29 protein-coding genes and 1 pseudogene are annotated in these 21,728 nt (G+C 33.0%); 16 read left to right on the top strand and 14 right to left on the bottom strand.

The features are described from left to right. From ACLL8X_RS08010 to ACLL8X_RS08000, 3 genes and pseudogenes are all read left to right on the top strand, one after another. A pseudogene (locus tag ACLL8X_RS08010) lies at nucleotides 1–111 on the top strand (methyl-accepting chemotaxis protein); the annotation flags it as partial. Between the two features lie 49 nt (nucleotides 112–160). Continuing rightward, complete coding sequence (locus ACLL8X_RS08005; RefSeq protein ID WP_411990400.1) at nucleotides 161–880, top strand: class I SAM-dependent methyltransferase; 720 nt, start codon at nucleotides 161–163, stop codon at nucleotides 878–880. A 54-nt stretch (nucleotides 881–934) separates the two neighbouring features. Continuing rightward, on the top strand, nucleotides 935–1,156 hold the full coding sequence (locus ACLL8X_RS08000) for a hypothetical protein (RefSeq protein ID WP_411990399.1): 222 nt from the start codon (nucleotides 935–937) through the stop codon (nucleotides 1,154–1,156). A gap of 24 nt (nucleotides 1,157–1,180) precedes the next feature. Here ACLL8X_RS08000 and pyrC read toward each other — a convergent pair whose 3' ends face one another. Genes pyrC through ACLL8X_RS07975 form a run of 5 tightly spaced genes read right to left on the bottom strand, consistent with a single transcriptional unit; the run spans nucleotide 1,181 to nucleotide 4,373 of the window. Beyond that, a complete protein-coding gene (gene pyrC, locus ACLL8X_RS07995; RefSeq protein ID WP_411990398.1) occupies nucleotides 1,181–2,188 on the bottom strand; it encodes a dihydroorotase in 1,008 nt (335 codons plus the stop codon). A 50-nt stretch (nucleotides 2,189–2,238) separates the two neighbouring features. Beyond that, a complete protein-coding gene (locus ACLL8X_RS07990) occupies nucleotides 2,239–2,478 on the bottom strand; it encodes an ArsR family transcriptional regulator (RefSeq protein ID WP_411990397.1) in 240 nt (79 codons plus the stop codon). Beyond that, nucleotides 2,468–2,830 (bottom strand): diacylglycerol kinase, encoded by a 363-nt coding sequence (locus ACLL8X_RS07985; protein WP_411990396.1) that lies wholly within the window; start codon nucleotides 2,828–2,830, stop codon nucleotides 2,468–2,470. The genes ACLL8X_RS07990 and ACLL8X_RS07985 overlap by 11 nt, the downstream gene beginning before the upstream one ends. Then, on the bottom strand, nucleotides 2,827–3,933 hold the full coding sequence (locus ACLL8X_RS07980) for a phosphoethanolamine transferase (protein ID WP_411990404.1): 1,107 nt from the start codon (nucleotides 3,931–3,933) through the stop codon (nucleotides 2,827–2,829). Before ACLL8X_RS07980 ends, ACLL8X_RS07985 begins: the two co-directional genes overlap by 4 nt. Nucleotides 3,934–3,950: 17 nt before the next feature. Next, the gene (locus ACLL8X_RS07975; protein WP_411990395.1) at nucleotides 3,951–4,373 is read right to left on the bottom strand and encodes a phosphoethanolamine transferase domain-containing protein; all 423 of its coding nucleotides are present in this window, start codon (nucleotides 4,371–4,373) and stop codon (nucleotides 3,951–3,953) included. 122 nt (nucleotides 4,374–4,495) lie between these two features. Here ACLL8X_RS07975 and ACLL8X_RS07970 point away from each other — a divergent pair, with 122 nt between their 5' ends. After that, a complete protein-coding gene (locus ACLL8X_RS07970; protein WP_411990394.1) occupies nucleotides 4,496–5,254 on the top strand; it encodes an exodeoxyribonuclease III in 759 nt (252 codons plus the stop codon). A gap of 243 nt (nucleotides 5,255–5,497) precedes the next feature. Here ACLL8X_RS07970 and ACLL8X_RS07965 read toward each other — a convergent pair whose 3' ends face one another. Genes ACLL8X_RS07965 through moaC form a run of 3 tightly spaced genes read right to left on the bottom strand, consistent with a single transcriptional unit; the run spans nucleotide 5,498 to nucleotide 7,362 of the window. Then, nucleotides 5,498–6,658: a hypothetical protein gene (locus ACLL8X_RS07965; protein ID WP_411990393.1), complete on the bottom strand. Its 1,161-nt coding sequence runs from the start codon at nucleotides 6,656–6,658 to the stop codon at nucleotides 5,498–5,500. Beyond that, a complete protein-coding gene (locus tag ACLL8X_RS07960) occupies nucleotides 6,648–6,911 on the bottom strand; it encodes an HP0495 family protein (RefSeq protein ID WP_411990392.1) in 264 nt (87 codons plus the stop codon). The genes ACLL8X_RS07965 and ACLL8X_RS07960 overlap by 11 nt, the downstream gene beginning before the upstream one ends. Continuing rightward, nucleotides 6,889–7,362: a cyclic pyranopterin monophosphate synthase MoaC gene (gene moaC, locus ACLL8X_RS07955; RefSeq protein ID WP_411990391.1), complete on the bottom strand. Its 474-nt coding sequence runs from the start codon at nucleotides 7,360–7,362 to the stop codon at nucleotides 6,889–6,891. The genes ACLL8X_RS07960 and moaC overlap by 23 nt, the downstream gene beginning before the upstream one ends. Before the next feature lie 92 nt (nucleotides 7,363–7,454). Here moaC and ACLL8X_RS07950 point away from each other — a divergent pair, with 92 nt between their 5' ends. Both ACLL8X_RS07950 and ACLL8X_RS07945 read left to right on the top strand, forming a co-directional pair. After that, a complete protein-coding gene (locus ACLL8X_RS07950; protein ID WP_411990390.1) occupies nucleotides 7,455–7,610 on the top strand; it encodes a highly acidic protein in 156 nt (51 codons plus the stop codon). A 2-nt stretch (nucleotides 7,611–7,612) separates the two neighbouring features. Then, complete coding sequence (locus ACLL8X_RS07945; protein ID WP_411990389.1) at nucleotides 7,613–8,923, top strand: MFS transporter; 1,311 nt, start codon at nucleotides 7,613–7,615, stop codon at nucleotides 8,921–8,923. Here ACLL8X_RS07945 and cheQ read toward each other — a convergent pair. From cheQ to rpmI, 4 genes are all read right to left on the bottom strand, one after another. Beyond that, on the bottom strand, nucleotides 8,892–9,371 hold the full coding sequence (gene cheQ, locus ACLL8X_RS07940) for a cheVAW transcriptional regulator CheQ (RefSeq protein WP_411990388.1): 480 nt from the start codon (nucleotides 9,369–9,371) through the stop codon (nucleotides 8,892–8,894). The two genes, ACLL8X_RS07945 and cheQ, sit on opposite strands and share 32 nt — an antisense overlap. Nucleotides 9,372–9,397: 26 nt before the next feature. Then, a complete protein-coding gene (cheP, locus tag ACLL8X_RS07935) occupies nucleotides 9,398–10,261 on the bottom strand; it encodes a cheVAW transcriptional regulator CheP (protein WP_411990387.1) in 864 nt (287 codons plus the stop codon). A gap of 201 nt (nucleotides 10,262–10,462) precedes the next feature. Then, nucleotides 10,463–10,816: a 50S ribosomal protein L20 gene (rplT, locus tag ACLL8X_RS07930; protein ID WP_411990386.1), complete on the bottom strand. Its 354-nt coding sequence runs from the start codon at nucleotides 10,814–10,816 to the stop codon at nucleotides 10,463–10,465. Between the two features lie 92 nt (nucleotides 10,817–10,908). After that, a complete protein-coding gene (gene rpmI, locus ACLL8X_RS07925; RefSeq protein ID WP_011989603.1) occupies nucleotides 10,909–11,100 on the bottom strand; it encodes a 50S ribosomal protein L35 in 192 nt (63 codons plus the stop codon). Between the two features lie 163 nt (nucleotides 11,101–11,263). Between rpmI and ACLL8X_RS07920 the strand changes: the two genes are divergently transcribed. From ACLL8X_RS07920 to ACLL8X_RS07905, 4 genes are all read left to right on the top strand, one after another. Further along, nucleotides 11,264–12,430 carry a hypothetical protein gene (locus ACLL8X_RS07920; protein WP_411990385.1) on the top strand — a complete coding sequence of 389 codons (1,167 nt, stop codon included), beginning with the start codon at nucleotides 11,264–11,266 and terminating at the stop codon, nucleotides 12,428–12,430. A gap of 61 nt (nucleotides 12,431–12,491) precedes the next feature. Then, nucleotides 12,492–12,893 (top strand): hemerythrin domain-containing protein, encoded by a 402-nt coding sequence (locus tag ACLL8X_RS07915; RefSeq protein WP_411990384.1) that lies wholly within the window; start codon nucleotides 12,492–12,494, stop codon nucleotides 12,891–12,893. Between the two features lie 164 nt (nucleotides 12,894–13,057). After that, the gene (locus tag ACLL8X_RS07910; RefSeq protein ID WP_411990383.1) at nucleotides 13,058–14,239 is read left to right on the top strand and encodes a NifS family cysteine desulfurase; all 1,182 of its coding nucleotides are present in this window, start codon (nucleotides 13,058–13,060) and stop codon (nucleotides 14,237–14,239) included. Between the two features lie 9 nt (nucleotides 14,240–14,248). Then, complete coding sequence (locus tag ACLL8X_RS07905) at nucleotides 14,249–15,220, top strand: iron-sulfur cluster assembly scaffold protein (RefSeq protein WP_411990382.1); 972 nt, start codon at nucleotides 14,249–14,251, stop codon at nucleotides 15,218–15,220. Nucleotides 15,221–15,223: 3 nt separating this feature from the next. Here ACLL8X_RS07905 and ACLL8X_RS07900 read toward each other — a convergent pair whose 3' ends face one another. Together ACLL8X_RS07900 and ACLL8X_RS07895 are read right to left on the bottom strand one after the other, a co-directional pair. Beyond that, the gene (locus ACLL8X_RS07900; RefSeq protein WP_411990381.1) at nucleotides 15,224–17,101 is read right to left on the bottom strand and encodes a mechanosensitive ion channel family protein; all 1,878 of its coding nucleotides are present in this window, start codon (nucleotides 17,099–17,101) and stop codon (nucleotides 15,224–15,226) included. Further along, nucleotides 17,098–17,733 carry a carbonic anhydrase gene (locus tag ACLL8X_RS07895; RefSeq protein ID WP_411990380.1) on the bottom strand — a complete coding sequence of 212 codons (636 nt, stop codon included), beginning with the start codon at nucleotides 17,731–17,733 and terminating at the stop codon, nucleotides 17,098–17,100. The genes ACLL8X_RS07900 and ACLL8X_RS07895 overlap by 4 nt, the downstream gene beginning before the upstream one ends. 158 nt (nucleotides 17,734–17,891) lie before the next feature. Here ACLL8X_RS07895 and ACLL8X_RS07890 point away from each other — a divergent pair, with 158 nt between their 5' ends. The 6 genes from ACLL8X_RS07890 to ACLL8X_RS07865 all read left to right on the top strand — a co-directional run bounded on the left by ACLL8X_RS07890 (nucleotide 17,892) and on the right by ACLL8X_RS07865 (nucleotide 21,715). Further along, the gene (locus ACLL8X_RS07890; protein ID WP_411990379.1) at nucleotides 17,892–18,587 is read left to right on the top strand and encodes a Bax inhibitor-1/YccA family protein; all 696 of its coding nucleotides are present in this window, start codon (nucleotides 17,892–17,894) and stop codon (nucleotides 18,585–18,587) included. Between the two features lie 103 nt (nucleotides 18,588–18,690). After that, the gene (gene secG / locus ACLL8X_RS07885) at nucleotides 18,691–19,059 is read left to right on the top strand and encodes a preprotein translocase subunit SecG (RefSeq protein ID WP_411990378.1); all 369 of its coding nucleotides are present in this window, start codon (nucleotides 18,691–18,693) and stop codon (nucleotides 19,057–19,059) included. A 9-nt stretch (nucleotides 19,060–19,068) separates the two neighbouring features. Continuing rightward, entirely contained in the window at nucleotides 19,069–19,632 is a 564-nt protein-coding gene (gene frr / locus ACLL8X_RS07880) for a ribosome recycling factor (RefSeq protein WP_411990377.1), read from the top strand. A gap of 16 nt (nucleotides 19,633–19,648) precedes the next feature. Further along, nucleotides 19,649–20,269, top strand: coding sequence for an orotate phosphoribosyltransferase (gene pyrE, locus ACLL8X_RS07875; RefSeq protein WP_411990376.1), 621 nt, complete (start codon nucleotides 19,649–19,651; stop codon nucleotides 20,267–20,269). After that, on the top strand, nucleotides 20,269–20,679 hold the full coding sequence (locus ACLL8X_RS07870; RefSeq protein ID WP_411990375.1) for an RDD family protein: 411 nt from the start codon (nucleotides 20,269–20,271) through the stop codon (nucleotides 20,677–20,679). The genes pyrE and ACLL8X_RS07870 overlap by 1 nt, the downstream gene beginning before the upstream one ends. Nucleotides 20,680–20,692: 13 nt before the next feature. Beyond that, entirely contained in the window at nucleotides 20,693–21,715 is a 1,023-nt protein-coding gene (locus tag ACLL8X_RS07865; protein ID WP_411990374.1) for a ribonucleotide-diphosphate reductase subunit beta, read from the top strand. The last annotated feature ends 13 nt before the right edge of the window (nucleotides 21,716–21,728 follow it).

Genomic DNA, 21,728 nt, shown 5'->3' with positions numbered 1-21,728 from the left:
CAAACCACTAAGGATAATGTTGAAATTGCTAATGAGAGTGCTGTTATTTCTAATACAGTTAGTGATATAGCAAGTAATATACTTGAAGATGTGAAGAAGAAGAAGTTTTAAGATTCAAGCTCCTTTGGGAGCTTGATTTTTGTTCTAGGATTTTAAATATATGAATTTATGGGATAAAAAAGCCAAAACTTACGCCAGATATAACGAAAAATTAAACACCCTACAAAAACAAAGTTTTGAATATCTGCAAAAATTAAAAATTACTTTTCAAGATAAAAGCCTTATAGATATAGGATGTGGCACGGGGGTTTGGACTCTGCATTTGGCTAAAGAAGCTAAAGAAATTTTAGCCTTAGATAGTGCAAAAACTATGCTTGAAATTTTGCAAGAAGACGCTAAAACACTCAATTTCACTCATATAAAATGTGAAAATTTAAGCTTTAAAGAATGGATACAAAAAAATCCCCATTCTAGCTTTGATATTGCTTTTTTAAGTATGTCTCCTGCCTTAGAAGATACAAAAGCTTATGAAGATTTTTTAAATTTAGCTAAAATAAAAATTTATCTTGCTTGGGCTGATTATAGGAAAAGTGATTTTTTAGACCCTATTTTTAAACATTTTAATACAGAATTCAAAGGTTTTTATAAACAAGATTTAGAAGCTTATTTGCTAGAAAAAAATATAGTTTTTCATAAAATTGTCTTTGATGAAGTGCGCCAAATTCAAAGAAGCAAGGAAGAGGCTTTAGAAAATGCCTTGTGGCATTTAAGTATGAACAAAATCACGACTTCTAGAGAAATTGTAAGCTCTTTTGTTGAAAATGATATTATTGAAACTATAGAATCTAAGATAAAACTTTTAATTGTAAATAACTTATAAAAATATTAAGCTTATATTTATTACAATTTCATCGATTATTTCAAAGGAGTTTTAATGATTAAAAATTTAATTATAAAATTTGGACGCTTAGTTTTGGATATCATTGCGGCTGTTTCTTTTATCATCGCCTTGCTTTATTCTCTTTTTATGATGTTTAGTGTAGGGTTTTTGATAGGTTTATTGACCTTGGTAACTAGCTTTATAACCTTATTTCTTAGTTTTTTTGTCATCTATCTTGTCATAGACATTAGAGACGCTCTCGTGAATAAAGCTTAAATTTTCCACCTTAAAGGTGGAAACTCAACGCTTTACTTGAAATTTTAAAACTTCTCCCGCCTTAAAGGGAACGATTTGATGATAGTCGTTTTGATAGAGCTTAGGCACTTGCCATTCTTTTTTTTCCAAAGTAATGAGCTTATCATTTTTAAAGTTTAAATCATAAATTTTACAAGCATTATCACTTAAAAATTTTTGTAAATTTTCCCCAGAACTATTTTTTTCAAAAAGTTCGGCTAAAACAGCTAAAATCACAGGCGCACTAAAAACCCCCGCCGCACAGCCACAGCACTCTTTTTCGCTTCTAGGATGAGGCGCACTATCACTTCCAAACATCACCTTCTCATAAGCACTAAAAGCAAGCTCACAAAGGGCTTCTTTGTCTTCATAACGCTTTGCTATGGGCTTACAAAAAAGATGAGGCTGCATTTTGCCCCCGATTACATCATCAAGGGTCAGCATTAAATGGTGCAAGGTAAGGGTGGCGTATAAATTCTCATAGTCTTTTAAAAGCTTACAAAGCGTCTTTGTAGTGATATGCTCCATAACTATTTTCAAACTAGGAAAGGCTCGGGCTAATTTTTCGTAAATTTTAGCAAAATTACTTTCCCTATCCATCACAAAATCATTAGTTTCGCCGTGTATTAGCAAAGGGATATTTAAAGCACTCATAGCTTCTAAAGTGGGTCTTAAATTCTCAAGCTCAAAGCTTGCCACTCCGCTACTAGAATTGGTCGTAATCCCTGCTGGATAAAGCTTAATGCCAAAAAGCTCTTCCCTGACACTCTCTAAAAACTGGGCTGTGTAGTTTTGATAAAAAAGCGTCATTAAGGGTGTGAAATTTTCATCCCCACTAGCTTTTAATACACGCTCTTTATAGGCTTTTAAGGCTTTTAAATCACAAAGCGGGGGGATTAAATTTGGCATAATTACCGCCGCACTAAAATCTCTTGCACTCAAAGGTGCGGTAAGTTCTAACATCGTTTCATCTCTTAAATGCAAGTGCATATCCAAAGGATTTTTTAGGGTCATTTTCTCTCCTTTTTTATTAAATTTTAGCAAAATGGATTAAAATTTAGGCTTTATTCAAGCTGGAGTTGATAAAAGCCATTTTTAAGCTTTTTTAAAAGCTTTTTTTGCTCTAAAAAATTTAAAGTGGCGATGATGGTGGGTTTGCTTTGGTTTAAAAGCCCTTCTAATTCTTTGATTTTAACACTCACAAAGCCGTATTCATCGGCATTCTCACAAAAATATTTTATAAGCTCAAAGCGTTTTACTCCTAAGAGTTTGGGTAGAATTTTTTCCCAATTTTTACAGAGCATAAAAAAGCCTTATTAAAACAAAGCCCCAAACAAAAAGAGCTAAAAGCACAGCTAAAAACACCGCCGCACTCGCACAATCCTTAGCCATCTTAGCCTTTGGGTGCCATTCATTTGTGATTAAATCCACGCAAGCTTCAAGGGCTGAATTTAAAGCTTCAACTATGAGTATGAGAAACAAAACACCCACTAAAAATAAATGCTCTAAAAAACTAATTTTTAAGAAAAAACTAAAAATTATAGCAGGGATAATGATGTAAAGTTCAATCCTAAAAGAGCTTTCATTTTTAAATAAAGCCACAATGCCTTCTAGGGCATATTTTGCGTTATTAAAAAGATGGTATTTAGGTTTCACGGATTTGCCTTAAGCTTGGAATTTAACAAATCATATTCTACTTCATAAACACTTGTTTTTATATCAAAATAGCCCAAAAGTGTGCTAAAAAGATTATCATGCGATAGTTTTAGCTTTTTATGTGTTCTAGCTAAATCCATCAAGCTTTCATCATTGCTCCAAAAAATAGCAGGAATGTGGGTTTGAAATTTAGGGGCTATGGCATAGGGCATACCATGAAGATAAATTCCATTTTCGCCTAAGCTTTCTCCGTGGTCTGAAAGATAAAACAAAGAGCTTTGGTAAGAGCTTTTATCTTTTAAGAGCTTAATCATTTTGCTTAAAAGATAATCCGTGTAAAGCAAGGTATTATCATAGGTATTAATCAAAGCTTCATTATCGCATTTAGAAAGTTCATTGGTATCGCAAGTAGGGGTAAAACGCTTAAATTCGGCAGGGTATCTTTGATAATAAGTAGGTCCGTGAGAGCCTTGTAAATGAAGCACTATGATGTTTTGTGTGCTTAAATGATTTAATTTTTCTTTAAAAGGCTCAAGCAAATTCGCATCTAAGTCGCTATTTAACTGCTCTTTTTGCTTTAGTCTATCGCAAACGCCTTTGCATCCGCCTGAGTTATTGTCTATCCATAGGGTATCAACCCCGCTTTTTTGGAGTATATCCATAGCATTTTCTTGAAATTCCAAACCTGAATAATCTTTACGCTTAGAAACAGAAAACATACAGGGCAAACTCACCGCTGTGGCTGTTCCACACGATGAAAAATTGTCAAAAAAAATTACCTTATCTTTTTGGGTATAAAAATTTGTATCATTTTTGGTATATCCTCCAAGAGAATAATTCGCCGCCCTAGCGGTTTCGCCTACAACTAAGATGAGAAGTTTTTTGGTGTTATTATTTTCTTTATAAGCGTCCGGGGCTATGATTTTAAACTCAGGTTTTGGCTTTACAAAACGCTCATAATAACGATACAGGGCGTAAATTTGATAAAAAGGGGTGTTATACATTCTTATTTCATTGTAGTTTCTAAAAAAAGGCACAAAGCTTCTGCTAAAGGGCATAAAAGCAATCAAAAATATAAAAAGTCCTAGCAAGACACTTAAAATTCTAGTTCGCACTGCTTTTAAAAGCCCCCCCCCCCATTAGGCTTTTCGATGCGAATTTTTAAGAGCAAAATACAAAATAGGGTGATTATAAGTGCTAGAACGGTAACACGCCAATTGAGTAAATTCAAAACTTCTTTTGTATCAGTTTGCATTACATTTAATATCATATCAGAATCAATCAAAATGCCATAAAAGCTCATAAAATAAACACTAATACAAGTTGCTATAATAAAAAAAATGGAAAAAAATTTCGTCAAATATTTCACAAAAAGTAAAGATAAAATCATATGCACCAAACCAAAATAAGCCACGATGAAAGCCAAAGTCAGCCCTAAATTTTCACCTAGCTTTTCATAGACAAAAAAATGAAGCTTAAAATTTAAAAGCGTAAGTAAGATGGAGTTTAAAAGTGTGAATTTAAACCAAGAAATTTTAAGCATATTTTACCTTTGCTTTGTATTTAAAGCATTAATTTTAGGTCATTGTTCTTAATAATGTGTAAAGATAAATAAAAATTTTTTATGCTATGATTTTGGCTTTATTATAATTTTGAAGGAAAAAAATGAAATTACTTTCTTGGAATGTGAATGGTTTAAGGGCGATTTGTGATAAGGATGCTTTAGAATGGCTAAGAATTGAAGGGGCTGATTTTGTAGGTTTTCAAGAAATCAAAGCCCACGAGGATAAATTTCCTAAAAAAATTTATGAATATCCTTTTAAGCATATGTATTTTAATTCGGCTAAAAGGGCGGGATATTCGGGTGTGATGAGCCTTTGTAATTTTGAGTGCGAAGTGAAAAAATGTGAATTTTTTGATGATGAAGAAGGCAGGGTTTTAGAGCATCGTTTTAAAAACATAGCCCTTTTTAATATCTATTTTCCCAATGGGCAAAAAGACCAAGAGCGTTTAAATTTTAAAATGCGATTTTATGTGGATTTTTTGCTGTATTTGGAAAAACTTTTAAAAGAAGGGCTTGAGATTATAATTTGCGGCGATGTCAATACCGCTCATAAAGAAATTGATTTAACTCATCCTAAAGCCAATGCCAATACTTCGGGCTTTTTGCCTATTGAAAGGGCGTGGATAGATGATTTGTTAAAGCTTGGTTTTATAGATACTTTTAGAGAAATCAATGCAGATGTAAAAGAAAAATACTCGTGGTGGTCTTATAGAATGAAGGCAAGGGAAAGGAATGTGGGCTGGAGGATTGATTATTTTTTCATTTCAAAGGGTTTAAGAGCCAAGCTTAAAAATGCTTTCATAAGAGCTGATATTTTAGGTTCTGACCACGCCCCTGTGGGTATAGAAATAGATATTTAATATCCAATGGGGAAAACTCACTAGAGTTGAAGCAAACTGCTTGAATTTAGCTTAGCACGAATTTGACTAAGTCAAATTCTTGTGATGATGGTTATGGAGTGAGATTGCTTCACTGCGTTGGCAATGAGGGCTGAGATTTGTGGCTTGTATCCTAACTTGCCTTTTAGCATTGCTCCTTTTACCCCCCCCCCCTTTTTTTTTTAAAGACCACGCCCGACAATGGTGCAAGGGAGTTTTTGCTTGTTATTTTTTAATCAAATTTTTTGCTTTTTCCCAAAGTCTAATGCCTAATTTTTTTGCTTTTTTAGAATTTAAATCTTTGTATTTTTCCCCAGCTATTTTTTCAAGTTCGAAAAGTTCTTGCTTGAAGCGATTTAATTTTCTTTGGGTTAGCTCATTAAAATCATTGATTTTAGGATTTTTTTTAATCTCATTTAAAACCAGTATCAACTGCTCTCTACTTTCACTTGCAAGGCGTTTAAATTTGGCAAAAAGATTATCAAGCTCGTATTCTAATAAATTTTCAACTATGCTCTTGCAAGGGTCTTTTTGTGTTTGAATTTCTTTTTTCAAAAGAGCGATAAAATCATCTTCTATGCCTATGAGTTCCTTGCTTTTTGCACTCACATCTTCTTCAAAATTAGCATACGCCAGTGAGGTTTTAAATTTTTCCATAGCCAAAACAATCCCATCTCTAGTTCCCTTAATCACGCCCAAACAAAGGTCTTTTGCGTAAGCCATAGCTTCGTTGGCTATTTCAAAAGCAGTGTTTAAAACAATACTTGAAATTTTTAAAATTCTTTCTTTTTCAAAATGGGCTTCACAAATTGCGTTATACACAAGATTTTTAGCGATTTCACTACTAGTAAGCTCTATATCTTCAGCCTTTTCTAAGGTAGTTAAAAAGGCACTTTCAGCCGTTTCTTTTAAAATTCCAAGCATTTCTATATCAAATAAAATAGCATCATTTAAACTCCCGCTAAATCCATCGCAAAAGGAGCATTCTTGTAAAATATTTTCAAATTCAAAAAAATTATCGCTGATTTGATTTTTAATCAAATTCTTTTGATTTTCAATCTGTTTATTTAATAACTCAGCTTCGCTCATATAATCATAAAGCGAATTTTGCGCATCTACAACACTCGCCTTAACCAAAGCTTTGATGATTTTTGTAACATTTTCATCATTAAAAAAATCAAGTTTTTTCAAAATAGTTAAAAATTCAACCAAAAGAGCATTTAAAACTTTTTTTGTTTCACGAGGATTATGTGAAATTTGCTTATAAGCAAGATTAAAACTTAAATCCTCAAGCAAATCACTTGCCTCGTCTTTACCGAGCTTTGATAAAGAATTTTCAAAAATAATTAAAGTATTTTTCATCTTTCCTTCTTTCTTAAAGCACAAATTTGGCTTTAGCTTTTAATTTATCAAACAATTCTAAGCGTTCTTCTTTGCTAGTTACGCAAACGCTTAGCAAATAACTTTGATATTTTCCACTCGTGCTTGAATTTGAATGCTTAAATTTATACTCCCTTTGACCTAAAAGTTCTTCAAAAATTTCACTTGCACTAATATGCACTTCCAAAATCACCTTATAATCCCAAAAAGTAGGATAATTGATTTTAGGTTCTTTTTTAAGTTCGCACAAATTTACCACCCCTACCCCCTTCTTTGCTTTGAAGCATTATATCGGTAATAATCATTGTTTTATCTATGGCTTTAACCATATCATATAGGGTTAAAAGTCCTATGCTCACCCCGCTTAAAGCTTCCATTTCAACCCCTGTTTTGCCCTCACATTTAACCTCTACTATGAGTTTAAACGCATAATCTTTAGAGAGTTCAATAAGCTCTGTTTCAACCTTAGAAAGCATCAAAGGATGACACATAGGAATGATTTGGCTTGTTTTTTTAGCTCCCATTATAGCCGCAATAATAGCTGTTTGAAGAACAGGACCTTTTTTTGCAGTATTGTTTTTAACCGCAGCAAAGGCTTCCTTGCTCATATAGATTATGCCACTTGCCCTAGCTATTCTTGAAGTGATATTTTTATCACTCACATCTACCATTTTGGGATGATTTTTTTCATCTAAATGAGTTAATTCCATCCATTCGCCTTTTTAAAAAATTCTAAAATTATAGCAAAAGCAAACAAATTTAAGATAAAATAAGCTTTTTAATTTTATTTAAGGAGAAAATAATGGCTTATGAAGATGAAGAAGAGTTAAACTACGATGATTATGAGAATGAAGACGAAGAATACACACAAAACCATCATAAAAGCTATAATTACGATGATGATGACTATGAGTATGACGATGATGGCAATGATGATGAATTTTATGAGATGGATTAAAAATGAACAAAACCCTTAACCAAAAGGATATAAAAGTTTTGGGGCTTTCGTCCTTAGGTGGAACTTTAGAATTTTATGATTTTATCATTTTTGTATTTTTTGCCAACTATATTTCTACCAATTTTTTCCCAAAAGATTTAAGTAATTTTTGGCAAATGTTTAACACTTATGGAATTTTTGCCGCAGGGTATTTAGTGCGTCCTTTAGGTGGAATAATACTGGCTCATTTTGGCGATAAATTTGGACGCAAAAGAATGTTTATGATTAGTATTTTATTGATGGTGATTCCTACTTTTATCCTTGCTTTTATTCCAAATTATGAAAGCATAGGTTTTCTTTGTATTGTGCTTTTGATTCTTATACGCATTTGTCAGGGTATAGCTATAGGTGGAGAGCTTCCCGGTGCTTGGGTTTTTGTGTATGAACACGCACCACAAGGGAAAAAAAGAACTTATTTAGGGGTTTTAACTGCTTCTGTTGTAGGTGGAATTTTATTGGGTAGTTTGGTGTTTTTGATTATGAATAAAATTTATACCCAAGAAGAACTTCACGAATGGGCTTGGAGAATTCCTTTCTTTTTGGGTGGAGTTTTTGGGATTATTTCTGCGTATTTGAGACAATTTTTAAGAGAAACTCCTGTTTTTGAACAAATGAAAAAAGACAAGGCTTTAGAAAAATTTCCTTTAAAAGAAGTGTTTAAAAAAGCTCAAATGGGGATTGTTCTTTCTATGATGATTACTTGGGTTTTAACAGGTTGTATTGTTGTGATGATTTTACTTATGCCTAGCTATATGGCAGAAATATTACAAATGAATGCTTCGTTGCAAACCTATCTTCAAATAGGTGGAATTTTGCTTATTTGCCTAGGATGTATTCTTAGCGGGGTTTTGGCAGATAAAATAGGTATGGTTAAATCTTGTGTGTTTTTTGGTGTATTTTTTGGCATTGCGAGTTTGCTTTATTTTAATACTTTGTATCAAAAAAATGCCGATTTGAATTTCGTGTCTTATTTATATTTGTTTGCGTGTTTTTTTGGTGGAGTGATGAATTTTTGTCCTTTGATGATGAGCGAAGTGTTTGATGCGAAAATCAAATTTTCAGGGCTTTCTTTTTCTTATAATATCGCTTATGCTATAGCTGGAGGTTTAACTCCGCAATTTGCTTTTTTCTTACACAGCTTTGCTTTGAATAATTTAAACAATATTTGGCGTTTTTCATTGGGAAGCTATGTTTTTATTTTGGCTATCGTGGCTTTGTTGTGTGCTTTTATTTTTTCCTATCTTAGTAGTATCCAACGCACATACTCTCAGTGATTTTAATACGCTTTTCAAAAGGAGTGGGGCTGAAAAAATGGCATTTTTCTATGTAAATATGCTGATGATAATTTAGCCCCAAAAAGTCATAAAATTTCTTTAAATTCACAAATTTAATCCCACAAAGTTCCTTAAGCTCTAAAATTTTATAAATCGAAGAATTGTTTTTTTCTACCAAATGAGAAGGAGCAAGTCCTGTAAAAGAGCAAAAAGCACTGGCTAGGACAAAACCACTTAGATTAGTGCATTGTTTTAAAGCAAGTTGGTGCTTTTCTAAAATGCAAGTTTTATGTAAAAATACAATCCTTGTTCCTTGATATCTGCCTATTTCTACATTTTTCCAAAATTTATAGGCGTTTTTTGAAATTCCAGCAAGAGAGTGAAATTCGCGGTTTAAAATATAATGGTCTAAAAATTCATTAGGGGGTAAAACTAAACTTTTCATCACAAGTCTTAGAGCCTTAAAAAGGCTCTTTAGTCTTCTTTATTTAAATTTTCTTTAGCCTTTTTAGGAAGTTTAGCTAAGAGATTATCTAGGTCAAAATCAATTCCTTGAGTTTTTGCTTCTTTAACTAAAGCAACTGCAGCTTTTGCATTAAAAGGAGAAGAACCATCGTGTGGGGCAAAAAGATGGTCAGTTATCGCTAAGGCGTAAGCGGATTTTTTAACTTCTTGTCTAGCAGAATGAGGAGTGCGAACAAAACAAATACTTTCAAGCAATACATCATCAAAATTCCAACGGTGCAGCAAAAATCCCAAGAAAGAAATATGATCAACACCCAAAAATTCATTCTCCGCTAAGGCGATATTTTTGTTTGCAGTTTTATTTAAAAAATCTAAAAAATCTTTATCTTTGTGATTGTTTATGAGAAAATTAGAGAAAATCACAATCCCAAGCCTTAAAAGCATAGCACAAGGCACTAAAAGATGGGAAAGTTTTTTATCTTCGTCCTTAAGCCAATTTGTAATGAAACTTGCTTCTTCATTGCAGGTTTTTAAGAAATTTTGCGTATCTAAACCATAGGGTGAAACATCGATTTTAAAATTATCTCTAATAGAATCGGCGGTAACTATGTTGATAATATTACCAATGCCTAGTAAAGTAATCACTTGGTTTATGGTGGAAATTTCTCTTGTAAAGCCATAATAAGGAGAATTAGCCAGTTGCAAAAGTTTAGCCGTCATTAGCGGGTCTGTTGAAATAATCTCAGCAATCTTTGAAGTTTCTATGTTTGAACTCGCTTCATCCACATATTTTCTTAACTTGCTTACGGTATCGGGCAAAGGTGGTAATACTTCAACGCTTTTTAACAAAAGCTCATTCATATCTCCAATCATAGTTGATTATCCTTATTAGCGTTTTTATGAGTTTGTAATTATATCTCAAATTTAATTTACTTATTGTATTTTTACTAGCTAAGATATAATAAAAATTAAATAAAACACAAAATGAAGAAATTTTTTGCCAAAATGCAAAGGATTTTTATGGGTTTAAAATTTAAGAATTTCAAGTATTTGGCTTGAAATTCTTAGTAAAGCTTAAAGTGCTTTTTTAGCAGCTTCTGCGATTTTTGCAAAAGCGGCGGAGTCATTCATAGCTAAATCCGCTAGAATTTTTCTATCCAATTCAATACCTGCTTTTTTAAGACCATTGATAAATTTAGAATAACTCAAATCATTAAGCCTACAAGCAGCATTGATACGCACTATCCAAAGACGGCGGAAATCTCTTTTTTTGCGGCGTCTATCGCGGTAAGCATAGACCAAACTTCTTTCTAATTGTTCTTTTGCTTTTCTAAAATGTTTGCGGCGTCCGCTATAAAAACCGCGTGCTAATTTTAAAATTTTCTTGTGTCTGCGGCGTCTTACTACGCCCGTTTTTACTCTTGCCATTTTTATTTCCTTTCATAAAGTGGCGTCCGTATTGGAGCTTGCCCTTGAAATTTCATTCACAAGGGGAGTTTGAATGACTTTGGGTCAAAAACTTAAATTCCTAGCATTTTTTCAACAGCTTTGACATTGGTGCTATGCACATACTTAGCTGTGCGAAGGTTACGCATTCTTTTTGCAGGTTTTTTAGTCAAAATATGGCTTCTAAAAGCTGAGCCTCTTTTGATTTTATTTTTACCTACTTTGAAGCGTTTGACTGCGCTTTTAACGCTTTTCATCTTTGGCATACGCTTTCCTTTCAACTTAAGATTATTGACTTAAGATTAAAAATTTAAAGTAAAGCTTGAATACTATCAAATTTTTTCTAATTTTTGACTGAATTTTAAATTTTAAAAACTTGGCACAGCTTTTGCTTACCAAGAACTTAGCAATATTTTGGAAAGATTTAAAATGACTATAAATTCGGCAAATCCCTATCAAAATCTAAGTTTATCTAATCCCTTGCAAAATAGCTCTGCTTTAAATTTAATTAAAAATAGCAAGGTTTTAAATCAAGAAGAAAATGAAAAAAATTTAGAAAAACTAAGCTATGTTTTTGCTAAGGTTTCTTATGCAAGTGAATTTGGATTTAGAATCGATGAGAAAGGTTTTTTTGACAAAGATTTAAACAAAATTGCTAATATACCAGAGTCTTATGATATTAACATTAAAAGCGTTAGAAGTATAGCAAAAGAACTCACAAAAGAAGATGAAAGCTTAAACTATAATAAAATAGACTTGCCTTATCTTTTAAACACTTATCATAGTTCATTAAAAGCTCTTAATTTAGAATTTTCTAATGATGATAACGCGTATTTAAGCCGTGATGCTATCTCAAAACTCTCATCAGGTTTTTCAACAGCTAATGGAGAATTTCTAGGTTCAATTTCAAGAATTTACAACAACCAAGAAGAGCTAAACTCAGCCTTAAGCCATATTGCCCATTTAAATGCTTTAATGCTAGATAATAAAATTACAAATTTTCATTTTGATAAAGCCGTAAAAAACACTTCTTCTAATGAAATTTTAAAACCCTATCTAAGCAAAAACGCAGAAGTGTCAAAATCAGGACTTTTGATGAATTTTATCTATCACGATATCAAAACTAGGAATGAAAGTGAAGCAAACTTTTTTATGAAACCTGCTAGTTTGGAGCTTAAATCCCATCAAAATTTACAAAAAATTCTTAAAGGCGAGATGGATATAGAAGATTATATTAAAAAAGATAATGAAAAAAAGATGAGTTTTGACCTTTATCTTTATGTCAATGGTGTGGATAAAAAAACAAGCACTCAGGATAAATTATCTGTATTTTTTCAACAATATATTAATTATCAAAAAGATATGGACTTGAGAGAATTTGCAAATTCAAGCTCTATATTTCAAATTTATGTGCAAGAAAACCGCAATGATTTCGATGCCCTTAAAAAAGAATATCAAAGCCAAAGCCAAGATACGCAAAGATTAGAAGAAGCAAATCATGAGCGTTTTAATTCTGTGGAAAATTTTTTAAATCGCCGTCAAAAACAAGCGAATTTAAACAAAATTCTAAATTCTTATATGTCTGTGATGGTTTAAGACGAATTTTTAAGTATTATTTGTTCTTAAAAATATTCAAAGACAAAACGAGTGTCAAACTATGAATGATAATGAAAAAATTATTTCGATGAATAATCATCTTTTAGATTACCAGCATAAAGAACTTGTTGAAATTTCAAAAAAGCTTTCTTCGATAAATCAGCATTATATTGACCCAAAAGAATTAAAAATTGTTTTAAAAGAGTTGCTGATAATGATTAATAGGCATTTTTTAGACGAAGAAGCCTTTATGAGAGAAATAGAATATCCTTACATCAATCATCACACAAGAATCCATAGGGAAATCATTCTAAAAATTGAAGAAATTATCATCAGCGAAGCTCAATTTATCAACACTATGACTGAAAAATTAAATCTTGTAGTCAAAGATTTTATTTTTGAGCATACGAGTAACGAAGATTCTAAAATAGCGAAATATTATGAAGAAAAATTCAAAAAATAATATTTTTCATTTTTACCATATAAAATTTATAAAACATTTCACTTTAGCGTTTTATTTTTGTTATAATTTTTAACCTAATTTTTATAAATTTTTGTTATTATCCGTTTTAAATTAAAGATAAAAAATATCCTAATTAAAATTAAGGGTAGATTAAGGATTTTGAAGTGAAAGTATATTTAGATAACAATGCAACAACAATGCTTGACCCTAATGCTTATGAGTTGATGTTGCCTTTTTTAAAAGATATGTATGGAAATCCCAATAGCTTACATCAATACGGAAGTGCCACACATCCTGCTCTAAGAGAAGCACTGGATAAGCTTTATGTAGGGCTTGGGGCAAGTGATTTAGACGATATAGTTATAACTTCCTGTGCGACAGAGAGCATTAACTGGGTGCTTAAGGGGGTGTATTTTGACCATATTTTGGATAAGGAACGCAATGAGGTGATTATTTCTAGCGTAGAACACCCTGCTGTTACTGCTGCTGCTTATTTTTTGAAAAGTCTTGGAGTGAAGATTATAGAACTTCCAGTCAATGAAGAAGGGGTTTCTACGATAGAGGATTTACGCAAGGTTATAAGCGATAAAACCGCACTTGTAAGCGTTATGTGGGCAAATAATGAAACGGGGATGATTTTTGACATTAAGGCTATGGCGGAACTTGCTCACGAATTTGGCGCTTTATTTCACACCGATGCCACTCAGGCTGTGGGTAAAATCAAGGTCAATTTAGGCCAAGTGGATGTGGATTTTGCTTCCTTTTCAGCTCATAAATTCCACGGGCCTAAAGGTGTGGGTGGGCTTTTTATTAAAAAAGGTGTTGGACTTACTCCGCTTTTACACGGAGGTGAGCATATGGGGGGCAGGAGAAGTGGAACTTTAAATGTGCCTTATATAGTGGCTATGGGCGAGGCTTTAAGAATTGCAAACACTATGCTTGATTTTGAAGACTCTCATATCCGTCGTTTAAGAGATAAGCTTGAAGATGAAATTCTAGCCATACCCGATACTAGCGTAGTAGGTAGCAGACAAAACCGCGTTCCTAATACGATTTTAGCAAGTATTAAGGGCGTTGAAGGTGAGGCTATGCTTTGGGATTTGAATAAAAACGGCATAGCGGCAAGCACGGGTTCAGCCTGTGCAAGCGAAGCTTTAGAAAGCAATCCTATTATGGAAGCCATAGGAGCGGAAAATGATTTAGCACACACAGCTTTAAGACTTTCTTTATCGCGTTTTAATACTGAAGAAGAAATTGATTATGCTATAAAACAAATTAGAACAGCAACAGAGCGTTTAAGGGCTATTTCTTGCACTTATGCTTATAATCCAAATAATTATAAATAAGGATAAAAAATGGGAAAAAATAGTTTAATTGGTGGTTCAATTTGGGATGAGTATTCTCAAAAAGTTCAAGATAGAATGAATAATCCTTTGCATATGGGAGAATTTAGCGAAGAAGATGCTAAGGCACGCAATGCTAAGCTCATAGTAGCGGACTTTGGTGCGGAAAGTTGTGGGGATGCGGTAAGACTTTTTTGGCTTGTAGATGAGAAAACCGATAAAATTATCGATGCTAAATTTAAAAGTTTTGGCTGTGGCACAGCCATAGCAAGTAGCGATACTATGGTAGATCTTTGTATAGGAAAGACTGTCGATGAAGCTGTAAAAATTACAAATTTAGATGTGGAATTTGCAATGAGAGATAATCCAGAAACCCCAGCTGTGCCGCCTCAAAAAATGCACTGCTCGGTTATGGCTTATGATGTGATTAAACAGGCTGCTGCACATTATAAGGGTATAAGCCCTGAAGATTTTGAAGACCAAATTATAGTTTGCGAATGTGCCAGAGTAAGTCTTGGAACTATTAAAGAAGTTATTAAGCTTAATGACTTGCATTCCGTAGAAGAAATCACACAATACACTAAAGCAGGTGCTTTTTGTAAATCCTGTATCAAACCGGGCGGACACGAAAAAAGAGAGCATTATCTAGTCGATATTTTAGCAGAAACTAGGGCTGAGATGGATAGAGAAAAGCTTAAAAATTCTATGAAAAGTGATGTAGCTTTTGACGAGATGACTATGGTAGGACAGCTTAAAGCGGTTGAAGCGGTTTTAGACACTGAAATTCGCCCTATGCTTCAAAATGATGGGGGAGATTTAGAAGTGATAGATATACAAAAGGCTGAAGGAAAGGCTATTGATATTTATATTCGCTATTTAGGAGCTTGTAGTGGTTGTTCTAGTGGAAGTGGGGCTACTCTTTATGCCATTGAAACCATTTTACAAGAAGAATTAAGCCCTAATATACGCGTTATGCCCGTGTGAGATTTAAGCCTTAGGGCTTAAATCAAGGGGCGGTAAATTTTCTATATAAATGCTACGGCTTGGGAAGGCAAAGCTCAGGCCGTTTTTCTCAATGATACGCATAAACTCAAACATCAAACTTTGTTTAGCTTCTCTGTAAGTTTTGGCATCTATAGCCTTAGTGTAGAAGTAAAGTTCTATATTGATACTGCTATCGCCAAATTCGCTCAAAGCCACATAACAAGCGTTTTTATAACCTTCTAAATCATTAACAGAGACTAAATTCTGGCGGTATTTTGTGGTAAAATCACCATATTTTAAGGCACTATCATCTTCGTGGGCTACTAAGGGACTGGTGTGTAAAAATTCTCTCAAATCTTTTACACATTGCTCCAATTTTTCGGGAGTGGCGTCATAGCCAACACCTAAATACATTTTAACGTGGCGACCTATGCGTCTTTTGCTCCAGTTTTTGATATTGGCTCCCATAATGGTAGAATTGGGTAAAAACACAAGAGAATTATCAAAGGTTCTAATGGTCGTTTTTCTAAGTCCCGTTTCAACAACGGTTCCTTCGACACCTGAAACTTCTATCCAATCTCCTTGATTAAAGCTATTATCAAAAAGCAAAAGTATGGAAGCAAAGAAATTAGCAATAATGTCCTTTGCTGCTAAAGCCACAGCCAAACCCCCTATACCCAAAGACGCTATAATAGCAGAAATATTAAAGCCAAGTCGAGCCAAAATATAAAGCAAGGTTATAAGCACCACAGCAAAGTCTAAAATTTTGATGATTAAATTTACTACTTCTTTTTTTCCGCTTTTTTGAGCAAGTTTTGCGATAAAAACTACTCCATAGCCATCTAAAATTCTAAAGACAAGCCATGCAATCAAAATCGTATAGATTATATGGAAAAGATTGCTTAAATTTATACTCAAAGGTGCAGGATAAGTTGCTATGGTAAGACAAAGGGATATAGCATAAACAAGCAATAAAAAGCCTACGGGTTTTTTAATATTTTCAATAAAAACAACTTTAACATCGCTTATATTGTTTTTATTTCTATAAAAAAGCTGAACGAGAAAAAAATACACTATATTAGCAAAGAAGCGTCTTAAGGATAAGAAAAATATCAAAACTAAGGCAGAAATTACTATTTTTCCAATATTAACAAAATTTATTCCCACTGCATTGTTGATAGTATCTATCCAAACTTGAAGTCCAAGTAATGAAAAAAGATAATTGCTTTCAAGCAAACTAGCATTAGAGCGTAAATATTTAAGGATTTCAGAATAAGAATCCACAACATTGTTGATATATCTTTCTTTTATAGTGATTTTTCCTAATTCTTCTTCATCGGTAATTTTGCTTTTAAGGCTGTTAAAATTTACGTTAGAAGATTTTTGTAAATTTTCCATTGCCTTATCAACAGCGGCAACTAAATCTTCGCTACTTGCTGCATTTTTAAAGAGTTTTTCCACGTCAAACAAGGAAGAGTAAAAGCTTTCGACAATATTAAAATAAATAAGATTAAGAGTAGTATCTGCGTAAATATAAGGCTTATTAATATTCTTTTTTTGGATGTCTAGTAATTCTTGTTTGGCCTTTAAAAACTTACTCACAGCTTCTTCATTGATTTTTTGTCCTGCTATGACATCGGGTATTTTTGCTAAAATGACCTTTTTGTCTTCTTCAAATTCGTTTAAAATACCATTAAAAGCACTTGAATTTTCATCATTATTTTTTTTAAATTCTCTAATTTGATTGTTGATATCAACATATTTTTCAACCAGAGTGTAAATTCCCTTATCTTCTTTGCTGAAATTTGTATCGATAAATCGAAATTCTTGTGCCACAAGGGACAAAATCAAAAAACATAAACCGAAGATAATCTTTTTCATTGAACTTTCCTATCTTGAATTAAAGTAAAAATTCTTGCTTTAAAATCATATTCGTAAATTTCACCCGTTTCGATGATATAATACCAAGCGTGAACCTCAAGTTTTCCTTCATCTAAGCCTTCTTTGACTCCGGGGTAAGTGAGTATATTTTGCAAGGAATTGACTAAATTTAGCTTTTCTGTAAGCCACGCCCTCATAGCTAAATCATCTCTTGCAAAAATCAGCACATCTTTTTTTATGGGTTCGATTAAACTCAGCCATTTTTTGACATTGGGGATTTTATCAAGCTCTTCATCAGGGTGGTAAAGATAGTTGCAACCCCCGCAATTGCTATGTCCGCAAACGACTATATTTTTCACACCTAAGGTATTAATGGCGTATTCTATGGCTGAGGTCGTGGCTAAATAATCACTTCCTACACGGTAAGGTGGAATGATATTGGCTATATTGCGTACGACAAAAAGCTCACCCGGACCCGTATTTGTAATTAAATTTGGAATTACTCTAGAATCAGAACAACCTATAAAAAGAGTATGGGGATTTTGCTTATTTTTAAGGCTTTCAAAAAGCTCCTCGTGCTCTTTAAAATCCTCTTGCATAAATTTAATCGCACCGCTAATAAGATTTTCCATAAAACCAACCTGAAACTAAAATCTTGAAATTATAACAAAATTTCAGCAAAGATTTCATTTAAGCATTTAAGATATTATAAATTAACTTTTTATTTAGTCTAATATGTTAGACTTCGTTCAAGATTTTAAAAAATCTAACAATTTTGCAAGGAGAATTTATGAGTCTTTACGATAGAGACTATTCAAAATCAAAAGAATTTGAAAATACACGTTCAAGTGAGTTAAGTATTTTTATCAAGCAAACTTATCAACTTTTTGCCGCTTCACTCTTAGCTGCAACGGTGGGTGCTTATGTGGGAATTTTTGCTTTAGCATCATTTTTTATACAATCACAAGTAACTTTTTGGATACTTTTTGCAGTTGAAATTGGGCTTTTATTTGCATTGCAATGGAAAAAAAGAGAAGCTCCATTAAATCTTGTTTTGCTTTTTGCCTTTACCTTTGTTTCAGGGCTAACGCTCACACCTTTGCTTATTTCGGTTTTAGCTTTACCAGCGGGGGGAATCATCATCGCTCAAGCCTTTGCTTTAACAACCGTTGCTTTTGCAGGACTTAGTGTGTTTGCTATGAACACTAAGAAAGATTTTACTATGATGGGTAAGGCTTTATTTATTGTTTTAATTGTAGTTGTGGCAGCGTCTTTGCTTAATCTCTTTTTCCAAAGCGGACTTTTAAATTTAGCTATCTCAGCTGTGGCAGCGATTTTATTTTCTTTTTATATTCTTTATGATACGCAAAACATTATCCGTGGCAATTATGAAACTCCAATTGAAGGTGCAGTAGCTCTTTATCTTGATTTTGTTAATCTTTTTGTATCTTTACTTAACATCTTAAGAAGCTTCAATAGCCGATAAATTTTTGTGGGAATTTCCCACAAAAATATTAAATTTCAAAACTTTTCAAGCTTTATTTAGCTAAAATACCCAACTCAAACAATATTATTTTTAGGAAGTTTTAATGATAAGCCTTTTAATCCTTTTACAATTTATTATCGTTGTAATTATTTGTATAGCGGTTTTGCTTCAAAAAAGTTCAAGCATAGGACTGGGAGCTTATAGCGGGAGCAATGAAAGTTTATTTGGCGCCAAAGGACCAGCTGGATTTTTGGCAAAATTTACCTTTGTTATGGGAATTTTACTCATTGCAAATACTATTTCTCTTGGCTATTTATACAACAAAACTAGCAAGGACTCTCTAGCAGAGAAAATTAAAGTAGAAAGCAACACTACTATTCCAAGTGTTCCTACCCTGCCTACTACCCCAAATGCAAATTCTATTATTCCAAACGCACCACAACTTCCAAGTGATGTTAATTCAAGTAAATAGTTAAAGGAAATGATAATGCTAAATGAAATTTTTAACAAACAAAAAACTCAAAGTGAAAAATCTTTAGAAGCCTTAAAAAAAGATTTTACCACCTTAAGAACAGGCAAGGTTAATACGCATATTTTAGACCCTATTCAAGTTGATTATTATGGTAGTGCTACCCCGCTTAATCAAGTAGCGACTATCTTGGCAAGCGATGCTTCAACTATTAGTATCACTCCTTGGGAAAAACCCTTATTAAAAAGCATAGAAAGTGCCATAGCTGCGGCAAATATCGGTGTAAATCCTAATAATGATGGCGAAAGTGTAAAATTGTTTTTCCCTCCAATGACTAGAGAGCAAAGAGAAGAAAATGTAAAACAAGCTAAAGCTATGGGCGAAAAGGCTAAGGTTTCCATAAGAAATATACGCAAAGATGCTAATGATGCGATTAAAAAACTAGAAAAAGATAAAGCCATCAGCGAAGATGATGCTAAAAAAGCTTATGATGAAGTGCAAAAACTTACTGATACTTATACGACAAAAATTGATGAAAATGTCAAAAATAAAGAAAGCGAACTTTTGAAAGTTTAAATTTGAGGATTTAAAGATGAATTTAGAGCAAATTTATAAAGATTGTGGTGCTTATTTAGAGGGACATTTTTTACTGAGTTCGGGTAAGCATTCGCAGTTTTATCTTCAAAGTGCAAAGGTGTTGGAAAATCCAAAATCAGCAGCAAAACTTTGCGATGCACTTGCAAAGATTATTGCAAGTTACAAAATAGAATTTGATAGCATTTGCTCTCCTGCTTTAGGAGGGATTTTAGCGGGTTTTGAGCTTGCGAGAGCTTGTGATAAGCGTTTTATTTTTAGCGAAAGAGTAAATGGCATAATGAGCCTAAGACGCGGTTTTGAAGTGAAAAAGGGCGAAAAATTCATCATTTGCGAAGATATTATCACCACAGGGGGCAGTGCCTTAGAAAGTGCAAAAATCATTGAAAGTTTAGGTGGCATTGTTGTATCTTTTGCAGCTCTGGCAAATCGTGGCTTTTGTGCGGTAGAAAATTTAAAATTTACCCCACAAGAAAAGGTAAAAGATAAGGCAAAATTACCCCAAAATTTGCCCCTTTTTGCCTTAGGGAATTTTGAATTTGAAATTTACGATGAAACAAATTGTCCGCTTTGCAAACAAGGAAGCAAAGCTATAAAACCGGGGAGTCGTGGGAATTAATGAAAACTAAAGCAAAAATTAGCTCTAGATGGCTAAGATTTAGAGCTTTGCTTATAGATATTTTTCTTATTTATGTTCCTATTTTATATTTATTTTATTTTCTATTGGGCTCTAAAGAAGCTTTTTTAAACAACCCTTTTATCACAGCTTTATGCACCTTTTTATTTGGTTTTATTCAGGCTTTGTTTTTAGCAAAAAAAGCACAAAGTCCCGGACTTAAGGCTTATGATTTGTATTTGATTGACACAAAAACAGGGAGAAAATTAAGTTTTCTTAGAATTTTACTAAGATATCTCATATTTATTATAAGTTTTGGCTTACTCTTTGGCTTGATGGTTAGTTTTTTAAGGAAAGATAGTTTAAATTTACACGATATTCTAACTCAAAGTTGTATAGTTATCAAAGCATAAAGAAAGGTTAAAAATGCACAGAAAAAGAATTTACAATCCAAGCTCAAATGAAAATTTAAATGATAGAAAAGTTTTTAATGGAAATCCACATGGAATTTTAAATTTTACTAAGGCAAAATATACTTGGGCTTTGAAGCTTTGGGATTTGATGGAAGCAAATACTTGGTTTCCAAAGGAAGTCGATACAACTAAAGATGCTCTTGATTATCGCTGTAATCTTACTGCAGGCGAGAAAAGAATGTATGATTTGGTTTGGTCTCAGCTTATTTCTATGGATAGTTTTCAAACCAATAATTTAGCAGATAATATTAATCCTTACATCACAGCCCCTGAAATCAATGCTGTTTTAGCCCGTCAAGCTTATGAAGAGGCAAATCATTCAAAATCCTATGCGGTAATGGTTGAAGCCATATGCGATAATACCGACTTAATCTATGAAATGGAAAAACACGATGAAACCTTGCGTGAAAAAAATGACTTCATTTCAAGCATTTATGAAGAATTAGCCGGCGATGTGGATGATAATAAACTTCTTTTAGCTATGGTGGCCAATCAAATTTTAGAAGGGGTGTATTTTTACAGCGGATTTACAGCTATTTACGCCCTTGCAAGAGCGGGCAAAATGCTAGGCTCTGCCCAAATGATTCGCTTCATTCAAAGAGATGAAATCACACATCTTTTACTCTTTCAAAATATGATTAATTCAGTACGTAAAGAAAGACCTGATTTATTTAGCGATGAAAATATAGCTAAAATTTATGATATGTTTAAAAGAGCAGGTGAGCTTGAGATTAAGTGGGGTAAATACATCACTCAAAATCAAATCATGGGCTTTACAGATGATATCATAGAAGAATACATCCACTATCTTGTAGATCAAAGACTAAGTGCAATCAATTTAGATAAATTATATAACGCAAAACACCCTATTAAATGGGTAGATGATTTTTCAAAATTTAATGACCAAAAAAGTAATTTCTTTGAAAGTAAGGTAACAAACTATTCTAAGGGCAGCATCAGTTTTGATGATTTTTAAAGCGAGCTTTGAG

This window comes from Campylobacter parajejuni (genome assembly GCF_046764905.1).
In the GTDB taxonomy this organism is placed as follows: domain Bacteria; phylum Campylobacterota; class Campylobacteria; order Campylobacterales; family Campylobacteraceae; genus Campylobacter_D.
This window is presented reverse-complemented; position numbering and strand designations above follow the sequence as displayed.

Excerpts from the sequence above, each read along its gene's own strand:
- ACLL8X_RS07950 (WP_411990390.1), top strand. The coding sequence starts at position 7,455 with ATGGCTTATGAAGATGAAGAAGAGTTAAACTACGATGATTATGAGAAT.
- ACLL8X_RS07975 (WP_411990395.1), bottom strand. The coding sequence starts at position 4,373 with ATGCTTAAAATTTCTTGGTTTAAATTCACACTTTTAAACTCCATCTTA.
- rplT (WP_411990386.1), bottom strand. The coding sequence starts at position 10,816 with ATGGCAAGAGTAAAAACGGGCGTAGTAAGACGCCGCAGACACAAGAAA.
- moaC (WP_411990391.1), bottom strand. The coding sequence starts at position 7,362 with ATGGAATTAACTCATTTAGATGAAAAAAATCATCCCAAAATGGTAGAT.
- ACLL8X_RS07945 (WP_411990389.1), top strand. The coding sequence starts at position 7,613 with ATGAACAAAACCCTTAACCAAAAGGATATAAAAGTTTTGGGGCTTTCG.
- ACLL8X_RS07920 (WP_411990385.1), top strand. The coding sequence starts at position 11,264 with ATGACTATAAATTCGGCAAATCCCTATCAAAATCTAAGTTTATCTAAT.
- ACLL8X_RS07870 (WP_411990375.1), top strand. The coding sequence starts at position 20,269 with ATGAAAACTAAAGCAAAAATTAGCTCTAGATGGCTAAGATTTAGAGCT.
- ACLL8X_RS08000 (WP_411990399.1), top strand. The coding sequence starts at position 935 with ATGATTAAAAATTTAATTATAAAATTTGGACGCTTAGTTTTGGATATC.
- ACLL8X_RS07895 (WP_411990380.1), bottom strand. The coding sequence starts at position 17,733 with ATGGAAAATCTTATTAGCGGTGCGATTAAATTTATGCAAGAGGATTTT.
- ACLL8X_RS07905 (WP_411990382.1), top strand. The coding sequence starts at position 14,249 with ATGGGAAAAAATAGTTTAATTGGTGGTTCAATTTGGGATGAGTATTCT.
- ACLL8X_RS07970 (WP_411990394.1), top strand. The coding sequence starts at position 4,496 with ATGAAATTACTTTCTTGGAATGTGAATGGTTTAAGGGCGATTTGTGAT.
- ACLL8X_RS07915 (WP_411990384.1), top strand. The coding sequence starts at position 12,492 with ATGAATGATAATGAAAAAATTATTTCGATGAATAATCATCTTTTAGAT.
- ACLL8X_RS07990 (WP_411990397.1), bottom strand. The coding sequence starts at position 2,478 with ATGCTCTGTAAAAATTGGGAAAAAATTCTACCCAAACTCTTAGGAGTA.
- secG (WP_411990378.1), top strand. The coding sequence starts at position 18,691 with ATGATAAGCCTTTTAATCCTTTTACAATTTATTATCGTTGTAATTATT.
- ACLL8X_RS08005 (WP_411990400.1), top strand. The coding sequence starts at position 161 with ATGAATTTATGGGATAAAAAAGCCAAAACTTACGCCAGATATAACGAA.
- ACLL8X_RS07865 (WP_411990374.1), top strand. The coding sequence starts at position 20,693 with ATGCACAGAAAAAGAATTTACAATCCAAGCTCAAATGAAAATTTAAAT.
- ACLL8X_RS07890 (WP_411990379.1), top strand. The coding sequence starts at position 17,892 with ATGAGTCTTTACGATAGAGACTATTCAAAATCAAAAGAATTTGAAAAT.
- pyrC (WP_411990398.1), bottom strand. The coding sequence starts at position 2,188 with ATGACCCTAAAAAATCCTTTGGATATGCACTTGCATTTAAGAGATGAA.
- cheP (WP_411990387.1), bottom strand. The coding sequence starts at position 10,261 with ATGATTGGAGATATGAATGAGCTTTTGTTAAAAAGCGTTGAAGTATTA.
- frr (WP_411990377.1), top strand. The coding sequence starts at position 19,069 with ATGATAATGCTAAATGAAATTTTTAACAAACAAAAAACTCAAAGTGAA.
- rpmI (WP_011989603.1), bottom strand. The coding sequence starts at position 11,100 with ATGCCAAAGATGAAAAGCGTTAAAAGCGCAGTCAAACGCTTCAAAGTA.
- ACLL8X_RS07900 (WP_411990381.1), bottom strand. The coding sequence starts at position 17,101 with ATGAAAAAGATTATCTTCGGTTTATGTTTTTTGATTTTGTCCCTTGTG.
- pyrE (WP_411990376.1), top strand. The coding sequence starts at position 19,649 with ATGAATTTAGAGCAAATTTATAAAGATTGTGGTGCTTATTTAGAGGGA.